The 23,618-nt window shown below is 40.9% G+C and carries 23 protein-coding genes; 4 read left to right on the forward strand and 19 right to left on the reverse strand.

Annotated elements, in window-relative coordinates:
* Positions 1–3: 3 nt before the first annotated feature.
* The 9 genes from CCS90_RS09560 to CCS90_RS09600 form a co-directional block, all read right to left on the reverse strand.
* Positions 4–690 carry a response regulator transcription factor gene (locus tag CCS90_RS09560; RefSeq protein WP_099019305.1) on the reverse strand — a complete coding sequence of 229 codons (687 nt, stop codon included), beginning with the start codon at positions 688–690 and terminating at the stop codon, positions 4–6.
* The gene (locus CCS90_RS09565) at positions 687–2,030 is read right to left on the reverse strand and encodes a sensor histidine kinase (RefSeq protein WP_099019306.1); all 1,344 of its coding nucleotides are present in this window, start codon (positions 2,028–2,030) and stop codon (positions 687–689) included. The genes CCS90_RS09560 and CCS90_RS09565 overlap by 4 nt, the downstream gene beginning before the upstream one ends.
* Positions 2,027–3,058 (reverse strand): SAM-dependent methyltransferase, encoded by a 1,032-nt coding sequence (locus CCS90_RS09570; RefSeq protein ID WP_099019307.1) that lies wholly within the window; start codon positions 3,056–3,058, stop codon positions 2,027–2,029. The genes CCS90_RS09565 and CCS90_RS09570 overlap by 4 nt, the downstream gene beginning before the upstream one ends.
* Positions 3,051–3,830, reverse strand: coding sequence for a DUF1295 domain-containing protein (locus tag CCS90_RS09575; RefSeq protein WP_162846788.1), 780 nt, complete (start codon positions 3,828–3,830; stop codon positions 3,051–3,053). Before CCS90_RS09575 ends, CCS90_RS09570 begins: the two co-directional genes overlap by 8 nt.
* Positions 3,817–4,341, reverse strand: a complete 525-nt coding sequence (locus CCS90_RS09580) for a DUF2878 domain-containing protein (protein WP_180236522.1) — start codon at positions 4,339–4,341, stop codon at positions 3,817–3,819. The genes CCS90_RS09575 and CCS90_RS09580 overlap by 14 nt, the downstream gene beginning before the upstream one ends.
* Entirely contained in the window at positions 4,341–5,552 is a 1,212-nt protein-coding gene (locus CCS90_RS09585) for an SAM-dependent methyltransferase (protein WP_246027004.1), read from the reverse strand. Before CCS90_RS09585 ends, CCS90_RS09580 begins: the two co-directional genes overlap by 1 nt.
* A 94-nt stretch (positions 5,553–5,646) precedes the next feature.
* Positions 5,647–6,435, reverse strand: coding sequence for a DUF1365 domain-containing protein (locus CCS90_RS09590; protein WP_099019310.1), 789 nt, complete (start codon positions 6,433–6,435; stop codon positions 5,647–5,649).
* Complete coding sequence (locus CCS90_RS09595) at positions 6,432–7,670, reverse strand: NAD(P)/FAD-dependent oxidoreductase (protein WP_099019311.1); 1,239 nt, start codon at positions 7,668–7,670, stop codon at positions 6,432–6,434. Before CCS90_RS09595 ends, CCS90_RS09590 begins: the two co-directional genes overlap by 4 nt.
* Complete coding sequence (locus CCS90_RS09600) at positions 7,667–8,587, reverse strand: acyl-CoA desaturase (RefSeq protein WP_099019312.1); 921 nt, start codon at positions 8,585–8,587, stop codon at positions 7,667–7,669. The genes CCS90_RS09595 and CCS90_RS09600 overlap by 4 nt, the downstream gene beginning before the upstream one ends.
* A 154-nt stretch (positions 8,588–8,741) precedes the next feature.
* Between CCS90_RS09600 and CCS90_RS09605 the strand changes: the two genes are divergently transcribed.
* Together CCS90_RS09605 and CCS90_RS09610 are read left to right on the forward strand one after the other, a co-directional pair.
* Entirely contained in the window at positions 8,742–9,296 is a 555-nt protein-coding gene (locus tag CCS90_RS09605; RefSeq protein ID WP_099019313.1) for a nuclear transport factor 2-like protein, read from the forward strand.
* 11 nt (positions 9,297–9,307) lie between these two features.
* On the forward strand, positions 9,308–9,847 hold the full coding sequence (locus CCS90_RS09610) for a chalcone isomerase family protein (protein ID WP_162846790.1): 540 nt from the start codon (positions 9,308–9,310) through the stop codon (positions 9,845–9,847).
* Between the two features lie 56 nt (positions 9,848–9,903).
* Here the strand turns inward: CCS90_RS09610 and CCS90_RS09615 are convergent, their stop codons facing one another.
* The 4 genes from CCS90_RS09615 to CCS90_RS09630 all read right to left on the reverse strand — a co-directional run bounded on the left by CCS90_RS09615 (position 9,904) and on the right by CCS90_RS09630 (position 15,256).
* Positions 9,904–10,929: a GGDEF domain-containing protein gene (locus CCS90_RS09615; protein ID WP_162846791.1), complete on the reverse strand. Its 1,026-nt coding sequence runs from the start codon at positions 10,927–10,929 to the stop codon at positions 9,904–9,906.
* Between the two features lie 195 nt (positions 10,930–11,124).
* Complete coding sequence (locus CCS90_RS09620) at positions 11,125–12,072, reverse strand: YbgA family protein (protein ID WP_099019316.1); 948 nt, start codon at positions 12,070–12,072, stop codon at positions 11,125–11,127.
* Between the two features lie 98 nt (positions 12,073–12,170).
* Complete coding sequence (locus CCS90_RS09625; protein ID WP_099019317.1) at positions 12,171–14,036, reverse strand: DEAD/DEAH box helicase; 1,866 nt, start codon at positions 14,034–14,036, stop codon at positions 12,171–12,173.
* Positions 14,037–14,167: 131 nt separating this feature from the next.
* A complete protein-coding gene (locus CCS90_RS09630) occupies positions 14,168–15,256 on the reverse strand; it encodes an alkane 1-monooxygenase (protein ID WP_099019318.1) in 1,089 nt (362 codons plus the stop codon).
* Positions 15,257–15,544: 288 nt separating this feature from the next.
* Between CCS90_RS09630 and clpS the strand changes: the two genes are divergently transcribed.
* Positions 15,545–15,865 (forward strand): ATP-dependent Clp protease adapter ClpS, encoded by a 321-nt coding sequence (gene clpS / locus CCS90_RS09635; RefSeq protein WP_099019319.1) that lies wholly within the window; start codon positions 15,545–15,547, stop codon positions 15,863–15,865.
* On the forward strand, positions 15,865–18,141 hold the full coding sequence (clpA, locus tag CCS90_RS09640) for an ATP-dependent Clp protease ATP-binding subunit ClpA (RefSeq protein ID WP_099019320.1): 2,277 nt from the start codon (positions 15,865–15,867) through the stop codon (positions 18,139–18,141). Before clpS ends, clpA begins: the two co-directional genes overlap by 1 nt.
* Before the next feature lie 34 nt (positions 18,142–18,175).
* On the opposite strand, the gene infA is transcribed toward clpA, so the two are convergent.
* The 6 genes from infA to ftsE all read right to left on the reverse strand — a co-directional run bounded on the left by infA (position 18,176) and on the right by ftsE (position 23,618).
* Positions 18,176–18,394, reverse strand: coding sequence for a translation initiation factor IF-1 (gene infA / locus CCS90_RS09645; protein ID WP_099019321.1), 219 nt, complete (start codon positions 18,392–18,394; stop codon positions 18,176–18,178).
* Between the two features lie 80 nt (positions 18,395–18,474).
* Positions 18,475–20,370 (reverse strand): hypothetical protein, encoded by a 1,896-nt coding sequence (locus CCS90_RS09650; RefSeq protein ID WP_099019322.1) that lies wholly within the window; start codon positions 20,368–20,370, stop codon positions 18,475–18,477.
* Between the two features lie 86 nt (positions 20,371–20,456).
* Positions 20,457–21,128: a uracil-DNA glycosylase gene (gene ung, locus CCS90_RS09655; RefSeq protein WP_099019323.1), complete on the reverse strand. Its 672-nt coding sequence runs from the start codon at positions 21,126–21,128 to the stop codon at positions 20,457–20,459.
* The gene (locus tag CCS90_RS09660; RefSeq protein WP_162846792.1) at positions 21,125–21,931 is read right to left on the reverse strand and encodes a response regulator; all 807 of its coding nucleotides are present in this window, start codon (positions 21,929–21,931) and stop codon (positions 21,125–21,127) included. The genes ung and CCS90_RS09660 overlap by 4 nt, the downstream gene beginning before the upstream one ends.
* Before the next feature lie 83 nt (positions 21,932–22,014).
* Complete coding sequence (locus CCS90_RS09665) at positions 22,015–22,950, reverse strand: cell division protein FtsX (RefSeq protein ID WP_099019325.1); 936 nt, start codon at positions 22,948–22,950, stop codon at positions 22,015–22,017.
* Positions 22,947–23,618, reverse strand: a complete 672-nt coding sequence (gene ftsE, locus CCS90_RS09670; protein ID WP_099019471.1) for a cell division ATP-binding protein FtsE — start codon at positions 23,616–23,618, stop codon at positions 22,947–22,949. Before ftsE ends, CCS90_RS09665 begins: the two co-directional genes overlap by 4 nt.

The raw sequence follows: 23,618 nt of genomic DNA on the forward strand, positions 1-23,618 counted from the left end.
TATTTACGGTGACTCTGAAATCTTTACGCCAACGCCTGGCAAGGTGTGCAGCAGTTGTTTGTCAAAAGGTTTGTCTATGGTTTTTCGTAAGATATACAAGTGACTGCGCAACACATCAGAATCAGGAATTAGATCGCCCCACAACTGTTGTGCCAATTGGTCTTTGGTGACTATTTCAGGCGTTTTCTTCATCAGCACTTTCAAAATCTGTAAGCCAGTTGGCGATACTTTTAATTTTTGATTGCCTCGATAAACTTCCATGGTTCCTAAATCAAACACCAAATCACCCACTTTCAGCGCTTTAGAATCGAACTCACCACGATGTCTTCTGACCATTGATTGAATTCTGGCAACCAATTCATCTGGATTGAATGGTTTGGCTAAATAATCATCGGCACCATTGTCAAAGCCCTTCAATTTATCGGCGATTTGATCTCTGGCAGTTAACATGATTATAGGCACATCTGACTTGGCCTCTTTCCTAATTTTTTCACAGACACCAAAACCGTCCAGCCCAGGTAACATCACATCCAGAACAATCGCATCATAAGGGTTGGTAACGGCCAAATGTAAACCAGTGATACCATCTGCAGCAAAGTCTACCACAAAGTCTGCCATTTCTAAGTGATCGGCAATGGTCTGAGCCAAGGCCTGGTGATCTTCCACTATCAATACATTAATTTTACTCATATTTTATCCAATTTTTCAGATGCTAAAATTTCTATTTCGTTCAAGGTTAAGGTCACACTTGTACCTACTCCCAACTCACTGGCAAATTCAATTTCCCAGTCACACTGTTTACATATCATATCGACAATCGCTAAGCCGAGTCCAAAACCTTTTCCTTTTTCATGCTCATCGGCTTTATAGAATGGTTCAAAAATTCGACTGAGTTGTTCGGCACTCATGCCCTTGCCATTGTCTTCAATGGTAATTTTCGCCCCATCAACTTCAACTTTGATTAAAACGGGGTCCTTCGAATGTAAGCAGGCATTGCGGACTAAATTACTCACCACGATGCAAAATAACTGCTCTGGCATATGGGCTTGAATCAAATGTTTGGCATGCCAGTGTAATTTGATGTCTCTGGGATCAAACAACCTGATGGTGTCTTGAACCGTACTTTTCAACAAATCATTCACCAACACAGGTTCTTCTGACACCTCGCTGACTTCATTCCTTGACAACATCAACAAGGCTTCAATCAAAGCTTGCATTTCCTCAATCATGGGCTCCATTCGGGTCACCAGCTCCATGCCTTTGTCGGTTAATTTTTGTTTCTTTAACATGCCCATCGAACCACGCAAAACGGTCAATGGTGTACGCAGTTCATGCGATGCATAGCGAGAAAAATTCCTCTCTCGACTGATCAACTGAGAAATCCTGACTGAAAAATCCTCAAATGAATCAATCAACACATTGACATCCAAATGTCCCGTTTGTTTGATGTCATCAAATTTCAATTTTTCAATACCAGATTTAGAAATTTTGGCACTTTCAAGTCTATCAACCAGTTGAAGTACTGGTGAAAAGGCGCGTTTTGAAAAGACAAATGAAACAAAGGCTGGTAGATACACAATCAATAAAACAATGATCAGCGGTGTGATACCAAAATACAGGGCCAGTTTAGAAACCTGTGCTTCCTCAAACACCAAGATCAGTTTGGTGTCACCCCGTTCACTCACATAAGCTATCGGCCTTTTGCCGTTCAATTCAATGCGTTGGTACTGTTCAGTGATGTTTTTCAATGCTTTAGGCACCAATGAAAAGTCGTTATTCTCGACCACATAACCCGTTAAATTCATGGTCTTGGGTAAAGGAAATTCTACAAAGCGGTCCTTGTGCTCCCAATAAAATTCAGCTTCACCAATCAAAGCTTCCTTGATCAACACATCCTCAACCACTTTGGCTGCGCCTAATACACCCAGCACTGTGGCGATACTGATAAATATCAATTGCATGATAAACACTTTATTCAAGCGGCTGATCATGCTGCCACGTTCAATTTTTTTTCTTTTGATTTTTTTCATATTTGTTTAGAAAATAAATAATGGGCCACAAACCACTGTCGGCCCTCATCATAACCAAATAATTCTGCACATGACATGAAAAATATCCGCCATCTTTGAAACCACAACTTGGCTTCATCACCATACACCCGTTCAAATATAGGCATGATTTGTGCTTTATTTTCATCCATATTTGCCAACCAATGATTGGATGTTTTTTCATAATGTTGACCAGAATTAATCCACCTTCGCTCAATTTTCAATCTTTCCTGAAAATGATAAAAGGTATCAACTGCCGGCATTTGACCCCCACTGAAAAAATATTTACCCATCCAATTATCATCACCTTCTGCTACAAATGGATACATCAAAAATCGATGACAGAAAATATGAACAAACATTTTCCCATCAGCTTTCAGCCAATTGGCAATGTGATCAAATAGGCTTTGATAATTTCTTACGTGCTCGAACATCTCAATCGATATCACGCGATCGAATTGTTGATTTAATTTCAGTTCATTGATGTCACATGTAATGATGTTAACATTTTCTAAACCACGTGATGCGGCTTGTGCCATGATGTATTTTCGTTGCGAGTTAGAGTTCGAAACGCCGGTTATTTTCGATTGAGGAAATTTCTCTGCCAAATACAAGGTAATCGATCCCCATCCACAACCCAATTCAAGAATGTCCTGCCCATCTTTGAATTGACCACGTTCGATGTAAAGTGCCAGCATGGATTCTTCTGCTTGGTCCAATGATTCATTCCCATGGTAGTAACATGATGAGTATTTTTTTCTGGCACCCAGCGCATAATGATAAAAATCGGCATCCACTTCGTAATGCTGTTCATTGGCTTTATCGGTGTCAATGGCCAAGGCAGAAGATTTTATTTCTTGTAAAAATTCATGGTACCTTTGATCACATTTTTCAACATCATATGCATGTTCTTCAACCAGTCTCTGCCTGATGAGTTTTCTGATGCCACCGCGCACAATCGCATCTGGCAAATAACCTTTTTCAATCCATTTTATCAAGGTATTAATCATCGTTCGGTCTCCATAATATAAAAGGGCTGGTTTTGTTCATGTATGCTTGGTAAGCAGCACCACGTTTCTTTAATGCCTGCTGTTCTGAAAATGGAATACCTGTTAATTTTAACAAAAACAGTAACATCATCAAAACCACCAACAGTGACCACCAAAAATAACCACTGTTCCATAACAAAATTGGATACACAAACCAGTGCAACCATTCAAAAAAATAATTAGGATGTCTTGAATATTGCCACAAACCAACATCACAAACTTCTGAAGAATCATGTGTTTTTTTGAAACGCAGAAGCTGATGATCTGCTGTGGACACACCGACCAAAGCAGTCAGCCCCAAAATCATCGCTGTGACCATTTGCCACAAGGCCATTTCAGGTGACAACAAAACCCAATATGCCGTCAATGAGAATAATACCGACAGCATGGCCTGAAACATAAAGAACATCAGAAATTTAAATTGGGTATTTTCGTCCCAATGATTTCTTAAGTTCAAATACCTACCATCCTCATGATGTACATCAAACCTTAAAATCAGATGAAACAACAGCCTCAAATACCAAACCACAGGGAACATCATGACCATCAATGCATTTATATTGGCAGATGGAATGAGCCACAGATACAAACCAGCACAAAGTATGATTCCCAATGTCCAAGCAATGTCCACCACATCGGCATTTTTGGTTTTCATTTGCATCAACCAAGCCAACAGTTGAACCATGACACAGGCCGTACACGCCAGGAAAAGTGGTGAATTAAGCCAAGACATCATTGCGCCCTCCATTGGGATAAAATAACTGGGTGATACAAAGGAAATAAATCAGCCATCCCAATGCGATCGCCATCAATGCCGTTAACATGCTGCTGATTTCCACCGCCCCTAGTCTTGATGCAGAATAGTAACTCATCGGCGCACCAAGGGTCATAACGATGACCCCCAGCTTAGGGTGTCTGAGGAACCATTGCATGCCAGTTTTAATCGAAGCGGCAAAACCCACCCATAAAATCATGATCCAAATGGGTGGTAATAAACTGTATTCATGAAATGGACTGGCATAAACAAGCAAGCCACTGCCTTGCAACAAACCGTCAATCAAAATACCAATGAACAAACTGAAGCCAATCACATACAGGTCTTTTTTGTAAAAGCCCGTATTGGCAAATACAACCACCAACAGCACAACCAAACTGGCCAGCGACGGCCACAACAATCCATTACTTGCTCCCAATACACAGGCAAACCACAATACGTTCAACAATATAACACTGATAATAACCATCATTTAAAAGCCAGTATCGAAGGTCTTTTGTTTTTGCCTTTGGCAAACAACATATGGACGTCACTGATCGCTCGTTCAATAAAACCACCTTCACAATAGCTCAAATAAAATTGCCACATGCGTTGAAAATCAATGGCATAACCCAACTTTTCAATGGCTTCCGAGTTTGCATCGAAGCGCTTATGCCATTCTCGCAAAGTGTACGCATAACTGTCACCAAAATCCTCTAGGTTGACTAACTTCATTTCTGTGGTTTCTGCATTGGCGGCCAGAACAGCGCCAACAGACGGAATAAAACTACCAGGAAAGATATACTTTTTGATGAAGTCGACTGATTTAAGGGCCAATTCATACCGGTGGTCTTCAATGGTAATGGCTTGTATCAATGCCAGACCTTCTGGTTTCAGTAAGTCGTTACATTTTTTTAAGTAGGTGGGCAAATAATGATGACCCACTGCTTCAATCATTTCAATGGATACCAACTTATCGAATTGACCCGTCAGTAAACGATAATCGTGTTGTAGCAAAGTGATTTGATCCGACAACCCCAACTGATTGACCCGCTTAGAGGCATATTGGTGTTGTTCGGCAGATATCGTCGTGGTGGTCACCTGACATCCATATTTTTGTGCCGCATAAACTGCAAAGCCGCCCCAGCCGGTACCAATTTCAATCACATGATCACTTTTTTTGAGGTGCAACTTCTCACAAATAATCCTTAACTTTCTTTCACTGGCCACCTCTAAATCTTCTGATTCCTCCAGATAAATTGCTGATGAATACATCATTCTGGAATCTAAAAATTGTTCAAACAAATCATTGCCTAAATCGTAATGACCCGCTATGTTTTTTCGACTGCCTGCCAAGGTGTTTTTATTAAAAAAATGACCCACTTTTAATAAAGCATTTTTAAGCCATGCACTACCACCTTCCATCTCATCTAACAAATCTCGGTTTCTGACAAAAATTTGGATCAATTGAGTCAATTGTTCACAATCCCAATCTCCAGCCATGTAGGATTCAGCAGCACCGACACTGCCTTGAAATGCCACTTCAGAAAAAAAATTGTCATTGTGTAAAGTGACAAGCACATCAAGGTCAGCTTGTTCATCACCAAAAAAATGGGTGCCTTCTGGGGTTACCAAAGTCAACTTGGCATCGACCAACTTATCCATTCGTTGTAACACTTGGTTTTTGATATAGGTTTTCATCCAACTATTTTTTTGACTCTGTTTGGTGCTTATTAAATCGCTGTGATCCATGGCTAATGACTCCATTGCGTGTAAAAGTAAAACCACCCAATTTTTATTTATTTTGAGGGTGGGAGTAAAATGGCACTTTTTTTATCCACAATTTAAAAGCCTGCCAATATATGCCTGCTGCCATTTTCCAAGGTTGAAAAAGTAGCTTAAATGGAAATTTATGTGTCTTATTATCCATTCTCGGCGTGATTTTCGTGTCTAAAATCACATTTAAAATATTTACCCCATCCTGCATCAGCTTCATTTTTACTTTTAGACTTTTATCATCAACATAAAAATCCCAACTGTAATCAATGTCCATTCCAACAAAAGGAGAAATGTGAAACTGTTTTTTAAATTCAAAACAATGATGACCAAGGCTGGATTGCTGGACAGATTGACATGCATGCAAATACAGTTTTTTTTCACCCCAAGGGGTGTTGTTTATTTCAGAAACAATATGGACCAATTGATTGTTTTGATAACAAAAATAAAAACTCACAGAATTAAAACCATAGCCCAAAAATCGAGGATGGGTGAACAAGTACACTTGACCATTGAATTTTTCTTGGGTCTGAGTCTCCAAGTATTTTTTGACTTTATCAATAATAGGCGATTGCTCTGAATTGATATAGTCTGTGTCCTTTAAACTGAATATTGACCAGGCATTGTGCCGCCAATATTTAGCTGATGCCATCCACTGATCCAAATGATTCAAATCAAACACACACCAACACATGTCGTACTTGAAGCGATGGGCATTGGGCTTAAGCCTGTTGTGGATGACAAATCCTTCAGCATATCCCGCTTGTAATTGAGCGATGTTGGTTGATTTTTTGGCTGACTCATTCACAACATTTTTTTGATTAAATTAGCGACTTCTACACCACTGCGAGCCCCATCTTCATGAAATCCCCAGCCCATATAGGCGCCACAATAGAAGGATTGATTGACGCCCTGCAACTGTTTTATTTTTTGTTGCGCAAGCAATGTATCACGGGTATATACAGGATGGTGGTATTTCTTTGACATCAATATTTTGCTGTTATTGATGTATTCATGTTGGTTTAAGCTGACAATCACAGGTGACTCACAGGGTAATGATTGTAGCAGATTCATGTAATAATTTACCGTACAAACGGGTTTGTTTTGTGGGTGCCGATTGACGCTCCAACTGGCCCAAGCTTTTTTATTTTTTGGCAACAAATTGGCATCGGTATGTAAATCCATGTGATTTTCAACATATGGGATGCCACTGAGGGCACTGCGTTCATTTTCAGCCACATCATCTAGCATGCCCAAGGTCACATCCGTATGGGTTGCAAACACAACGCAATCAAAAAGTGTTGATCGTTGATCTGTTTCAACCACCACGCCGGATGATTGCCGCTTAACATTCAATACGGCAGAATTTAATTTAACCTCACCAGTCATATGTGCTGTAATCGCTTTGACATACGCTTGTGAACCATTTTTTATGGTTCGCCATTGTGGCCTGTTATGTAAACTCAACATATGGTGGTTGCGCATAAATTGCAACATAAATACCAAAGGATAGTCTTTAACTGAAGCAAAATCGCCAGACCACAAAGCACTGGCCATCGGAATGATATGCTCTTCTATAAAATAATCGCTGTAATTATTTTCTGTTAGATAGGCATAGAGTCCAACATCAGATTGACTTTGTAAGATCTCAGGCGCTTGTTTATAAAACCGCTTGATGTCCCAAATCATTCGGTAAAATTGAGGATTGAATAAATTGGCTTTCTGACAAAACAAACGCCTTAAGCTGGTGGCATTGTATTCCAAGCCAGTGACTCTGTTTGAGACCGCAAAACTCATGTCCGATTTAATGGAGCTCACATCATATCGCTTGAGCATGTCACCAAAATGTTGGTACACATCTTCGTTATATACAATAAAGCCAGTATCTACATTGAATACATGACCTTCAACACGAACGGTTTGGGTGTTGGCATGACCACCTAGATAATCAGCTTTTTCATAGAGGGTGTAATCGACCAAGCCATTCAGTTGATCTGCCACCATGAGACCAGATATACCACCTCCTATGATGGCAACCCTCACGAGCTGCTCCTGATGGCTTTTTTATTCAGCACCGTTTGGTTGGGGTATTTTAAATCCCATATAAGTCCTAATTTATTCATGACAAATAAAACATAATAACTTAAATCTAACTGCCACCACTTGAACCCTTGTTTAACTGAACCTGGACAACAATGGTGGTTGTTGTGCCAACCTTCGCCCATGGTCAAAATGGCCAATAAAAAATTATTTCGGCTGTCATCTTTGGTGGCATATGTCCTGAATCCAAAAACATGCGCCAATGAATTAATGCAATAGGTGATGTGTGACAACAACACCGTCGAAATGAAATACCCCCAAATCACCAATTGCCACCCTGAAGTGTTCAACTGCGGCTGGGTTTGTTGCAGATACCCGCCCAACACATACAAAGCCACTGCCAATAAGATTGGAAAAAGTATGTCAAACCTGTCTATAAAATTCAACTCAGGGTACTTCTTTAAATCATTCACATATTGTGATTTGGTCGGAAAATTTTTTTTCATCAAAAACCATTTAAGGTGACTGTGCCAAAAACCATGTTTGGGGGAATGGGTATCATGCTCTGAATCAGCATGTATGTGATGATGTCGGTGATGAGCCGCCCACCATATGGGGCCACGTTGGGTGGCCGTGGCTCCTATGGCAGCAAAAATAAATTGTACCAGGCGTGAAGTTTTAAAAGTCTTGTGAGAAAAATAACGGTGATAAAAAGCGGTGATAGAAAACATACGTATCACATAGGTGAACAAACACACCATAAAAGCTGTCCATGAAAAGCCCACAACAAATACAAACAAACAAGCCAAATGAATGGCGATGAATGGAATAATCCTGGTCCAATCAATGGCATCTGGATTGTCAAGTAATTGTAATTGGCTTTGGGTATTATCAAACCACTTAGTTAAAAACTGCTTCATATAATTCATAATCAGGATAAGGCACCATAATAGAAACCCGCTGGTGAAAAAACCGTGAACAAAAATCATTTATCAACTCCGGATGATTCAGTTCACATCAAGTACACGCGAGGTGATTTAATATTGCGTTTTTAAATTTAACCCACAGCCAGTTATGAAAACAGTTATTATTCTTATTTTACTTGCCATGTTGCTCTATGCTTGTACTGGTTCTACCCATTTAAAGCTCAACAGATCAGCCACTCAATATTTTGACAACTTAGCCAACACGCCCACAACTGCTGAACATGAAGTTAAAGATACATTTGGAATGATCTTCACTGATTTCAAAGCAGGCGCCACTGCGGCCAATATTCGAAAGGTGTATGCCGAAGAACTGTATTTCAATGACACCTTTAAAATCATTAATGACATCGATGAATTGGTCGATTATTTATCACATTCGGCCAGCCAAGTAGAAAGCACAGAAGTTCAAGTATTGGACGTTATCCGCAGTGAACATGATTATTTCATCAGATGGTCTATGCACATGAAACTCAACATCAAAGGTAAAAGCATTGACTCTCATTCTATAGGCATGACGCAATTGCGGTTCAATCAAGCCGGTAAAGTTGTTTTTCACCAAGATTTTTGGGATTCTTCTGAAGCGTTTTTCGAGCATTTGCCGATGATGGGTGGTATGGTTAAGAAAATCAAATCCATGTTATGAAAATCTGCCACATGAAATTTATTACTTTGTTATTGTTATTACCGATGTGCGCGTTCAGTAGTAATTACCTTCCTCTGTCCATTGAACAAAACAACAATCAATTTGAACGCTGTAAAGATTTTACACTGCGCTATGGTTACCTCATTAAAGTGGCCGAAATCGGTTGGTATGCGCCAGATTGTGAAAAAACGGCCCCCATTCTTCAGGCGGACAATAAAGTCATCAGATTCCATTACTTGAAAAATGTGTCGGCAGATTTTTTTAAAAAGAGTGCTGAAGAGTATTTTCTTTTAAACTTGAAAAGTCCAGAACATTTGAATTTACTCAAGCCTCTGTTGCTTGAATTCAATGCAAACTATACCGATATCAAAGCTGGAGAATATTTTGATCTGGTACAAATCAACGACTCAACGTTGAGCTTGTTTAAAAACAAAGAATTGTTAGCAGTATCAACCAACAAATTATTTTCAAACCATTATTTCAATATATGGTTTGGTACTAAGCCAGTGGTAGATAAACTGAAAGCTGCCTTTGACTTGGATATTGAATAACTTCCTTGCAGCTGAATCATCATTCAGAATATCAATGGGCCTCTGAAGATCCTGTATCAGCCATGAGAAACCACAACATTCCTGCCTTGTTGTTTGGCTTGATACAACCTTTGGTCAGCGGCTTTTAACATGCTGTTGAGGTTGGCACTTTTCACCCAGTCAGTAATAACGCCGACACTCACACTGACATAAAACGCTTTGGGTAATCCTGAAATAATAAGATCTTGTTCAATGGCTTTTCTGATTTTTTCAGCCAAATTATTGGCCTTCGCCTCATTGCTTGTCGGTAATATAACCACAAACTCTTCCCCACCCATTCTGAAGGCGCTACTTTCCGCTGGAATTTGTTCCATCAATACTTGTGAAAATCGCTGTAAGACCTCATCACCAATGGCATGACCATACTGATCATTGATGTTTTTAAAATGGTCCAAATCAAATGAGATGACACTGATTTGTTGTTGATGGGTGTTTGGTGATTCTATCGCTTTGGTAAAGAGTTTGGTAACCATGGAACGGTTGTACAGTCCTGTCAGGTGATCGAATACCGCCAGTTGATTCAACCGGTCTTTGGCAAACCTGTTTGAATGTTCATAACTGTGAGAAATGCCCCAAAACACGAAAGCACAGGCAATAAAGTTGGCATAGGCGATTGAATCAACCATGGATACATGTGCATGGAACCCTCGGTAAAAAAGGGAGGCTGTCAAAGAATAAAAAATGGCGGTCATGATAAAACCTGTTTCCACACCCAATAACAGGTATGAAATAAGTGGTATTCCTAATGCCCAAACAAATACCGTAATTGAAACGCCTTCAACCGAAAATGCGAACATCATGACTGACAAGAAAAATGTCAAATACACCAAAGCTATGCGCAGAAACTTTTCTCTGTTCCGGATTTTATTAACCCGGATCATCAACCCAACCGAAAGTATCACGATTGCCATTTCAATCAATGCCAGTGCACTTTGACCGCGTTGGTAATTAAAGAAAACAAAGACAGTCCCAGACACAATGGTTAATGCCAACAGCACCTGAAACACCCGTTTTTTATATTTATCTAACTCTAAAAATTGCATTGATTGCAAAGGACCTTTATACACACACCCTTTCATCATAGTGCATATCAACAACGATCTGAGTCATTCACAGTAAATAATGTCTGTTTTCAGCCATAATTCAAAACTCATACAACCAACACCCTCTTCCTGTGCCAATAAATATAAACATGACAGGTCTGGTGATTCCAATAGACGTTTCTCTCAATCTGTATGCTACAAACTATTTCTTAAGCCCAATTCATAAGGGTAAGGCGATAAATATTTTTGATTCATCAGGTATTCAATTTGATGAATATCTACATAATGCTTCAGCATGGTGATGGGAACAATCAAATGTACTTTTTGTTCTTTGTAACGTTCAATCAAATTGAGTAGGGAAGCTTTAACCTCACTTGGCAGCTGATTCTTCAAAAATCCCATCATGTGTAACAGCACATTGACATGATTGTTGATCTTCGCAACTTGAGTCAAGCATTCGGTAAACAAAGTAAAATATTGCTGTAAAATTTCATCAATCGGTTTGACGCCGGCATCAGCCACCAATTGACCTAATTTTCTGTAATGCGATTCTGAATGGGCTTGTAACAAAAACTTATAACGCGTATGAAAGGCCACTAAATTTTTAGCCAGGGGTGCGGCCAATACATGTTCACGCCAATCCTGATTAGCAAACACCCTGATGATAAAATTCTCTCTCAAACGAATGTCATTGATTCGTCCGGCCTCTTCCATTGGCAACAAGGGATAATGTTGTTTCAACTGGTAGGCAAAGGCTCCCATGGCAGGGTTGGTTTCGGGCATACCATTTTGATTGTATACCTTGACCCTAAAGACCCCACAACTGGGTGATTTTTGCATAAAAATATAACCGCAAAGGTCATGCAGTTCAGGTGCTCTCTGGTCTGCCAAGGCATGTAGCTGATCGGTATAGTCTTTGGATTGATCGGTGACGTTTTTAACCCTTATTTGGTTGTTTTCATTGACCAAGCGAATCGGTTCTCTGGGAACCCCCATGCCAATTTCCACTTCAGGGCAAATGGGCACATATTCGAACCATTCTGATAATATTTCGTTACAAAAAACTGAGTTTTTGTGTGATCCATTGAATCTAACTGCTTGTCCTAACAAGCATGCACTGATACCCACTTTGATTTTTTTCATATCGAGACAAAATTAGAATAATAATGCATATTATTCTAACCTGTGTCGATTAAATGTAAAACCAATTTAATGAAGGCCTTCACCTTCAGCTTGTGCTTTTATTTTTTGGGTTTTCTTTTGGCTTTACCGAATGATTTGGCTTTGCCTTTTGATTTGGTGGCACTACCGGCTTTGGCATTTCGGCGATTCACCCTTTTCGGCTTGCTTGGTTGATAATCATCTGAGTTTTTACGTGATTTTCCTTTTGCGCCACCACCTACTTTTTGAATTTCACTTTTTCTGCCACACAATCGGCCATTCCACAGAATGTCCATGATTTCTTTCGGCATATCAGCAGGTAAATCAACAGTCGCTACTTGGTCATATATGTCAATTTGCCCAATGTATTCCCGTTCCAATTCAGCTTCATTACAAATCATTCCAACAATGTTACTTGGTTTGACGCCTTGCTCTCTGCCCACCGAAACCTGAAACCTTTCCATCACGATGTCTGGATGGTCATTCAATGGGATTGGGGTTGGATCAATGAACTCATTCGACGCGCTTCGTTGTTGTCGACTGTGTGATCTGCCAGAATCAGAATCACGATCAAATTCGTTTGATTTAATGGGTTTGTTTCTTTCGTGTTTTTCACCCTTGGTTTCAACCAATAACATGCCCTTGTCACCATGGATCATATACGCCAATGCAGCAGCAATTAATTTAGGATCAAAATCGGTTTCATTCTCAAACTCATCAACCAATTGTTGATAAATTGACAAGTCTTTGGCCGCCAAGGTTTCGTTGATTTGGTTTTTAAACCGCAGCATGCGGTTGTCATTGATGTCTGAAACCGTTGGTATATTCATCGGTTCTATCGGCGAGTTGGTGGCTTTCTCAATCATCCGCAACATGCGCTGTTCGCGACGAGATATAAACAAGATGGCATCTCCAGATCGTCCCGCCCTGCCTGTGCGTCCAATTCGATGTACATAGGACTCGGTGTCATAAGGAATGTCATAGTTGATGACATGACTGATTCTTTCAACATCCAATCCACGAGCAACCACATCGGTGCCAATCAATATATCAATCGAACCATTTTTTAATTTAGCCACCAATCTTTCGCGTTGTTTTTGTACCATGTCACCATTCAAGGCTTCTGCTGAAAAACCACGGGCTTGTAATTTTTCTGCCAACTCTTCCGTCGCCATTTTGGTTCGAACAAATATCAACACGCCATCAAAATCTTCAACTTCCAATACCCGGGTTAAAGCTTCTAATTTTTTCAAGCCACTGACCATCCAATAACGCTGCCTGATGTTGGTCGCGGTACTTGTTTTGGTTTCAATTTTAATATCGACAGGATTATGTAAATGGTTGACTGCCACTTTTTTAACTTCTTTTGGCATGGTTGCTGAAAACAAAGCAATTTGTCGATCTTTGGGTGTGTGGCTTAAAATCCAATCCACATCATCAATAAATCCCATGCGCAACATTTCATCGGCTTCATCCAACACCAAAGTACTTAACGCCTCTAATTTTAATGTCTTGCGTCTCATGTGATCCATGACACGACCGGGGGTACCTACCACCACTTGAACACCACGTTTTAATTGTTTAAGTTGAATGTCGTAACTTTGCCCACCATAAATCGGTAACACATGAAATCCTTCTATGTGTCGAGCATATGACTGAAATGCTTCTGCCACTTGAATGGCCAATTCACGTGTGGGGGTCAAAACCAACACCTGCACATGTTTGGCTTTCATGTCTAGATTGGATAATATGGGTAAAGCAAATGCAGCTGTTTTTCCGGTGCCTGTTTGCGCTTGTCCCAACACATCTTTACCCGCCAAAATAGGTGGAATACTGGCTTCTTGAATAGGAGATGGTTGTTCATAACCATTTTCTTTGACTGATTTCAATATTTCTGGCGACAAAGCCAAATCATCAAATGAAAGTGTTTTACTGGATTGAGACATAAAAACTGACGCAACATGGCGCGTTGAAAAAAAGAGTGCGGATTATAAAGCAAGCGAATGAAAATAGCATATTATTACCTCAAATAACCCCTATTTATGCGGTATTTGGACCTGTTTGGCTGCTTTTGCATTTAATGATTAATCAATCGCATGTCGTTTTGATACATTGACAATAACCTTTTATCCATCACTTTATACCAAAGTGGGGGGAAATAGGCCAATACAAACATGCCCATATACCCTGTGGGTAATTGTGGTGCCTCTGCAAAATGCCTGAGACTTTGGTAATGCCTGGAAGGATTGGCATGGTGGTCAGAATGCCTTTGTAAATGAAACAACACCAAATTAGAAATCAAGTGATTAGAGTTCCATGAATGCCTTGGCTCACAACGTTCATATTTTCCATGCTTGTTTTTTTGTCGCAACAAACCATAATGCTCGATGTAATTTGCACTGGTTAATTGCCACCAAACCAATGGTGCATGTGCCAACATAAGCAGCAAAGCTGGCCACCCCAACATAGCAGTCAGTAGACCGTATATGATTATTGTGAGGATATAGGAATGTAATATTTGATTGTCCTTTGAATACCATTTCAATCCATGCCGGGTTAAACGTGTTGTTTCAATGCGCCAAGCCCTTTTTAATCCTCCAGGAAACTCCCGCAAAGCAAATCGATATATGCTTTCACCCAATTTCGCACTGGCGGAATCTTCAGGTGTTGCCACATCTCGGTGATGGCCTGCGTTGTGTTCCACATTAAAATGCCCGTAGGCACCGGTCGCCAATGCCAGTTTGGCCAGATTTTTAGACCAGCGGTCTTTCTTATGACCAAGCTCATGCCCCAAGTTGATTGCCAGGCCGCCAAAAACCCCTAAGGTCAATAGCAGAGTCAAATGCATCCAAAAAGTCAATTCCTGACTCACTGTATAGTCAATTATCGTGTAAAAAACAAAGAAGTGCACAGGCAGCATCAGGAACAAGATCCAATCATAGAATTTTGATTGCTCCAACTGTATTAATTGAGCGGCGTCCGGGTTGCTGTTGTCGGTTGAAAACAACCAATCCAACAGGGGGATGCCAATATAAATAAATGCAATCGGTAACAGCAAACACCATGCCACAGAAGTCATTTCATACAAACTTATGCCAGAGAGTCCAACCAGTGGTAATAAAACAGACAAAATCCATAAATACTTTTTCGGCTTGACTTGATCCATCTTCACTTTTCGTTTGAGTTGTTATTATCATAACAACAGACTGACCGTTCGGTCAACAACTGACTTAACTATATTCAATTTGTTGGGATGACACATATTTGACTTTTAAAAGTAGATTTATTTATATTTATTGATGTTCTTTAAATTATGCTTAAAAATAAGCAATGACGTGATGCAAGGCTAGTCAATCCATTGATATTTAGGCTATGATATTAATTGAGGTCAGACCAAGTCTTGAATTATTCAATAAAAATCAAATATAGGCTTAAAGATTTAATATAAATACACATGACTGATAAAGAAAACAAAAACCAATTGGACACAGGCCTTTTAGAGGAAACTGAAACTCAGTTGATTGAACCCAAAATGTACAAGGTCATTCTGCTGAATGATGATTACACACCGATGGATTTCGTCATCGAAGTTTTACAAAAGTTTTTTGATATGGATGAACAAAAAGCCACTCAAATCATGCTGCATGTTCACACCAGAGGCCAAGGCCTTTGTGGTATTTTTACCCATGAAGTGGCCGAAACCAAAACCGCCCAAGTCAATGAATATGCACGAGACAATGAGCACCCCTTATTGTGCGTTGCGGAGATTGTATAATGTTAGACACCCATTTAGACCAAAGCATCAATAAAATATATAAAATGGCTCGCACCAAACGGCACGAGTTGTTAACCATGGAACATTTGATGTTGGCCTTACTTGAAAACCAACACGCTGCTCAAGTGCTTAATGACGTGGATGCTGACATCACTTTGTTACAGCAAGAATTGGAAATATTGATCAGTCAACATGTCAAAATCCTGCCGACTGAATCGGAAATTGAAACACAACCCACTTTGGCTTTTCGCCGGGTCATTCAAAGGGCCATTTATTCAGCCCAATCGGCTGAGTTAAAACAAGTGACTGGAGACCGGGTTTTGGTGGCCATGTTTGATGAGATGGATTCTCATGTGGTTTACCTGTTGAACAAACAAGGCATCACTCGATTTGATATAGTCAGAAGCATAGCGCATGGTGGCAACAATGAAGCCGATCAAATTGACCAAGAAAACCATCCCAACAGTGAAGTTTTGGCTGAAGCAGAGAAAGCAGAATCCGGCAAAGAGTTTTTAATTAATTTAAATGAAAAAGCCGAGCAAGGACAAGTTGATCCATTGATAGGACGCGCCACCGAAGTGGAGCGAATGATTCAAATTTTGATGCGCAGATCGAAGAACAACCCGTTGTTGGTTGGAGAACCCGGTGTGGGTAAAACAGCCATAGCAGAGGGCTTGGCATTGCATGTGGTGAATCAAAAAGTACCCGATGTCATCAAAGACGCCAAAGTATTTTCCTTGGATTTAGGCGGTTTATTGGCTGGTACCAAATACCGTGGTGATTTTGAGAAAAGACTGAAGTCAGTGATTAAATACATTCAAGAAATAGACCATGCCATCTTATTCATTGATGAAATACATACCATCATAGGTGCAGGCGCAGTTTCTGGTGGCTCCTTGGATGCCTCAAATTTACTTAAACCTGCCCTCAGCAAAGGGGCTTTGCGTTGTATTGGAGCAACCACCCAAGAGGAAGTTCGCAATGTTTTTGATCGTGATCGCGCTTTGTCTCGTCGCTTTCAAAAAATCACCATCACAGAACCCACCCAAGATGAAGCCATTGATATCATCAAAGGTTTGCAGCCTCATTTTGAAAAATACCATGGGGTCACCTATGATGACCAAGCCATCACGGCGGCCGTCAAATTATCGGCCAAACACATCAGCGATAAATTCTTACCGGACAAAGCCATTGATGCGGTCGATGAAGCCGGTTCATGGCAACGAATCAATGGGCTACAAGAAAAACCAATCGGTAGAAGTGACATCAAGCGAGTGGTTGCATCCATAGCAAAAATACCGGTTGATGACCTGAACCATGAAGACGGACAAAGGCTACAATCGATAGAACGTAATTTACAGCATGTTATTTTTGGACAAGAAGAAGCCATAGAAATCCTTGCTTCAGCCATAAAAATGGCTCGAGCCGGTCTTAACCGGGACAATCGCACAGTGGCCAATTTAATTTTTGCTGGACCCACTGGAGTGGGCAAAACCGAAGTGGTTAAACAATTGTCCCATCATTTGGGATTAAAATTGATTCGTTTTGACATGTCAGAATACATGGAGCCACACACCGTTGCCAAGATGATTGGAGCACCTCCAGGTTATGTGGGCCATGAACAAGGTGGCTTACTGACCGATAAAGTACATCAAACACCACACAGTATTGTGCTGTTGGATGAAATAGAAAAAGCCCATCCAGACGTCATGAATATCTTGTTACAAGTCATGGACAATGGCAAATTAACAGATTCTAATGGCCGTGAAACTGATTTCAGAAACGTGCTTTTGGTTATGACCACCAATGCCGGAGCCACCACCTTGGGGCAAAACAGTTTCGGTTTTGTCGATCAAGACAGAAGTTCAGATGCGATGATTGAATTGAATCGTCACTTCACACCAGAATTCAGAAACCGTTTGGATGCAATCGTACCGTTCAAAGCCCTGGATAAATCACATATTGAAAGAATTGTAGACAAGATCATCATCGAATTGGAACAACAGTTGGTAGAGCCAGGGATAACCTTCAGCATCACCCAAGTTGCCAGAGAGTGGTTGGTTGAAAAAGGTTATAACCCAGAAATGGGTGCTCGCCCGATGCAAAGGGCCATAGATCAATACGTCAAAAAACCATTGGTCGATGAAATCTTATTTGGTAAGTTAAAGAATGGGGGATTGGTAAAAATCAATGTCATTAATCAAGCATTAAACTTTGAAATTATCTCCAGTACACTGATGCTGTCATCAGTTGAAGAAAGCCCTACTGCTCATTGACATCAAATCTTTCCAAATTCAATTTTGGAAAGATTTACTTACTGCGGAATGTGATACGTCCTTTGCTTAAATCATAAGGCGTCAACTCTACAGTTACCGTGTCACCTGTTAAGATTCTGATATAGTGTTTTCTCATGCGGCCTGAGATGTGTGCCGTCACAATGTGACCGTTTTCCAACTCAACCCTAAACATGGTGTTAGGCAAGGTATCAATTACTTTACCTTCTAATTCAATTACGTCTTCTTTCGCCATATATTTCCTGGTATAAAAAAACGCGTATTCTATCAGATATACGCGTTTAGTGCATAAAAGTTATCAGTTCTTGTTCAGACTTAATTCAGAATTTCGAAGTCGTTCTCAAAAATTAAATCGCTTAAATCGCCAGGAACTATCAGTGAACCTATGATTGGACGTCTCATGACCCCCAATGGCTTGGCCTCAACATCGCCGGCGATCGGTTCGGCATTTGAGGTAAAGGAAAAGCTGTAAAGGATACCCCAGTCAATTTCATTGCCGGCCGGCGCTTGTAAGGTCAGTACATGATTGGAACGAGACACCGTCCAATCATTACCCGCATCTTCATCGGTGTCAGCAAAAATAAAGTCTGTCATAGATGCCAGGTCATTCAAGGGCAAAGTGATGGCTTGAACTTGTGGATCAAAATCATGATTTTCCACCATATAATTGTAAGTGTATTGACCATTGCCTTGGTCAACGACTCTGACCGCCAAGGTCACATGTCCCGCCCCTTCAATGGTTTTTCTGGCTGAAGCAGTGCCAGCACTCAAATCAAAGCTGTTGGGTGTCACATAGGAATCACTGGCCGCTCCGAGGGTTAAATTGGCCTGTTGTTGGAAAAACCAATTGCCATTGCTTTCGGTCACAGAATAAGGTTTGTACCCCATGGTATTGAAAATATTGATGTCATCTCGCACCAAATACCAAGATGAGAACACATACTCTGCACCTGGCACACCCAAATCTGCTTCCGCCACCACCATCCTGTTCTCATCGGTGCCATTGGATGAATTGGTTTGTGATCCGCTGTTGTTGGGATCGAAAAAGGATGGAGACTCTGTCCACAGGCCTTTGTAGGCTTCAATGTTCTCACGAGGTCCTAAGGACGAACCACTGTCATTATTACCCACACCGTAAATATCTTCACAGCCAGGCCACAAGATGTGGCCATTGTTACAATTGATGTCACAATTAAAATTAATCGTCAAAAAGGCATGCTTCACCCCAGAAACCCCAATCTGCTCGATCCGATCATCAATGATGCGATACATGTTCCAGATCAAGAACGGGTGTTGTGCATTTTGATACGGGGCAAAGGTTCCTGAGTATTTGGTGTACCAGGCCACATCAGCCATGTCTTGAGACTGGGTAGCGGTAGGGTTGGCTATGCCATTGCGAAGCTCTGCACTGGGTGTCACCACAATGTAACCATTGTTAAGGTTTCTGCGTTGAGATGCATTCATTTCAGTTAAAAACACATCGACCTGAGCGGGATTCCCGTCACTGGGGCGGGGATCACCCGGCCACAATGGACGATTTGCACAGGAGCCACCTTCGACACTTTTGATGTCCTGATAACCACCTGGGGGCAGGGTTAAATGGCTTTGGATGTGGGCTTGACCGATGGTTAAACCTGATAATTTCGGTTCATCCAAGATTTTCGCCAATGTTGGACTGATGCTGACATCCATATTTTCTAAATTAAGGAATTGGTTTTTTACATCCAAGGTTGAATGCACATGATCAAAATAGAATAACACTTGGCCTTGGTCATTGACCATTTCGAAACCAACCACATCGCTGTCTTGCTTGTGCTGATTGGACACCCTTAAGGTCAATCCATTGAATTCAATGACTTGTCCATTGTGATGCCACTCGAATTGACCCGCCAAACTCAACACGCCTTGGTCGATACCGATCAGGTTTCCATAAGGTACTTTCAAGGACAAACCACCGATGTTTTTGATTGGCATGATATAAGTATTTTCAGTCCAATTATTGGTGTCAAACGCTACGGTCCCCTTCACTTCAATACCGAGTGATTGCAATCTGCCATAGTAAAACAACAAATTCATTTCGCCACCATCTGCATGCCATCGCTGATTGATTTCAGCCTTCTTATTGTCATCCATTAGGTTGTCTAACCAACTTTCTGCTGCCATTGTTTGTGTTACCAACAAGGATGCCAAAATAAAAATAATTGCTTTCATATTGTTTCTCTGCCCAATAATTTGTTTTTCAAGCAAAGATTATAACGAATTGCAAGTCCACGAACAGTGACAAACCGCTGCTTTTTTTAACTTATCTGCCAATTTATCGGCGTTTTTGCGTGATTTATTAGGTATTGGTTACATTTTGAAAAATGCCGGCATCCCAGAAACCCTCGATAAGCCGATAAAGGTGATGGGTGTGGCGCTTGTAAAATGCAGTGTTTGTCTGGGTCCACATGCCGACCCTTTTGCTGTGCATAGGCCCCCCACAACATGAATACCACACCTTCAGATTGATCATTGATTATTTGGATGACCCGGTCAGTAAAAATTTCCCAACCCTTGCCTTGGTGACTCGCTGCCCTGGCCTGTTCCACAGTCAGTACACTGTTTAATAACAGCACACCTTGGTCTGCCCAACTGGATAAATTGCCTGAACAATTGGTAACGGCTAAATCCTGTTGTATTTCCTTGAAAATATTGACCAAAGATGGGGGCGGCTTGATACCATCAGGCACTGAAAATGAAAGTCCATGTGCTTGACCCGCACCGTGGTAGGGGTCTTGCCCCAGTATCACCACCTTTACCGCAGGCAGTGGTGTGCGGTTAAAAGCGTTAAAAATGAGTGGTTCGGCAGGAAAGGTGACTAGATTGCCTTCTTTCTGCTGTTGCAGAAAAGCTTGTAAGGCTTGCATATATGGCTGAGAAAACTCACTGGCTAAATGCCTGAACCACGATTCGTCCAGCTTTGGGCTCATTTATTCTTGCTTTTTTCTCGATGAAACTGAGTGAACCTAATCTGAAATTTTATTTTCTTAACCAAAGCCTCTTGATTCACCGGTTTGCCGATCAAATCATTGGCACCTAGGTTCAGGATTTGCTTCTGATTTTCGGTGTTTTCATCACCGGTCATGATGACAAAAGGCATTTCAATTTTATCCAAGCCCAAATCATTGCGCACGAAGTCCAAAATTTCCAGGGCCGTCTCATTATTTTTAAGGTAATAATCAGTTAACACCAATTCAAACCCATCGTAGGCACTGTCTTTGGTCGGAATGATGGCTTTCGCATCGGTCACACTTAAGGTATGGGTGATGTCTAAATTGTGGTTCTGCAGCAACTTTTTGGTGGCATGTGCGACCACGGCAGAATCTTCAATATACAAAATCTTGCCATTGATTTGGTCATCTGGACGTAACAAACCTCGCAGAAATATCTCCAGCCCTTTCTGTCCTGCAGCCTTGTCAATATAATCGGTGACATCACTGCTCATGATACGCTCTTGAACCCGTGAATCGACATCTCCGGAGACTATGATGACTGGTAAGTAATGCAGGTTTTCCCTGACGTATTGGCAAATTTTTGTGCCATCATCATCAGACAGACGCAACGCCGAGATGATTAAGTCAACGCGGTTATCTTGTAATTTAGTGATTGCTTGTTCAACCGTCTCAACAGTGATGACATCAGTGTAAGGTCTGATTTTTTTGACCAGCTTTTCGGTTAACCTTCTGGCTAATTTCGAAGAATCTGCAATCAAAACTTTTTGTGATTCGCTCATAAGGGCATTGTACACCATTGTGGATATTTACTGCCAAGATGATAATCTATTTTATTTTCTGACACCAAATCATTCATACCTATTTATAAATTTGCAATGTGATTCGAAGCACTGACTCTGGCCCCTAGCCATGAAATCAATGTTGCCAACAAGATAAACACCAACAATTCTGGTAAATAAGGGGTTCGTATCAGGATACTTTGCCCAAAAGATTGAGACAGATCCGCAATCGGTTTTTCCAGGTACCACAGGGTTATTCTTAACATCACAATGGCAATCATCGAGGCCAACAGCCCATAATATAAACCACCATACAAGAACCGCCTTCTGATTTGTCCGGGTGATGCACCCAATAATTTTTGCAAACTGATTTCTTTTTTATGCAATGCCACTTCACTGCCGATGGAATGACTTAAAAACACCAAGATAATGATCAAGAAAACAACGATACTGGCTTGCATTAAATAATAAAAAGCCTGGGTCAGTGATTTCAATTGATTGAACCATTCTGCATCAAAACTGACGTAATCAATGTCAGGCAGTAATTGTAAATTTTTCGCCAAGGATTGCAGTTGTTCACTGGTGGCGTTTGGGTGTGGTTGTACCAGTATTTGATCGGGCAGTTCATGCGATGAGATGACATCAATCACTTGATTTAATTGTGGATCATCATTCAGACTGGCCTTGATGGTGTCCTTATCTACCACAGAGACTTCAATCACAATGTTTCTTTCCAGTAAATCATGTTGTAATACAGTCAAGTCATTGGCAGCCAAACCCTGTTTCAAAAACACCGCCATGCTGCCTTGTCCGCGCCAAGAGTCCTCGACTTCTGAAAAATTTTGCCACAGGGTCCACATGACCAATGGCAAATAGAAACAGATGGCCAATGTTATCACCGTAAATAAACTGGAATAAGGGGTCAACATGGGCATTTTAAAGCCTTCAACCATAGCCCTGATATGTCCTCTGTACCATTTGACCCATTGATTGGGTTTGTGTTTAATGATTTGATTCATGTTTCAGGTCGGTAATCATCTATCAACTGTCCGGAATCTAACACCAACACCCGTTTTCTCAATCGTTTGATCAGGATTAGATCATGTGACGCAATCAACACAGTGGTGCCTGTCTCATTGATTTTCATGAATATTTCCATCAATTCCAACGACAAATCTGGATCCAAGTTACCCGTAGGCTCATCTGCCAGCAGAATGTCTGGTTTACTGACTATGGCTCGAGCAATGCCCACCCTTTGTTGTTGCCCACTGGACAATTGATCAGGGTAGAAATGGGTCTTGTCTTTGAGACCTACTTGTTGCAGCACCACCCTGGCCTGTTTGTGACTTTCTGCTTTTCCATAGCCACGAATCCACAATGACAAAGCCACATTGTCCAAAATGGTTCGATTTTCAAGCAAACGATGGTCTTGGAATATCATGCCGACACTTTGTCGGTATTGCGGCAATTGATGACTTTTGAGGTGCTTGAGCCCATAGCCATTGACCGTGGCTTGACCATAACTCATGTCCTCTATTTTCATGATTAATTTTAATATGGATGTTTTACCCGCTCCAGAATGACCGGTTAAAAATAACATTTCTCCCGCTTCAACATCAAAGCTGACATCAGACAATGCCTTGTTGTCTTTGCCATATGCTTTACTGACTCTGTTGAATTGAATGAT

It is taken from the genome of Marinicella litoralis (assembly GCF_002591915.1).
GTDB lineage: Bacteria > Pseudomonadota > Gammaproteobacteria > Xanthomonadales > Marinicellaceae > Marinicella > Marinicella litoralis.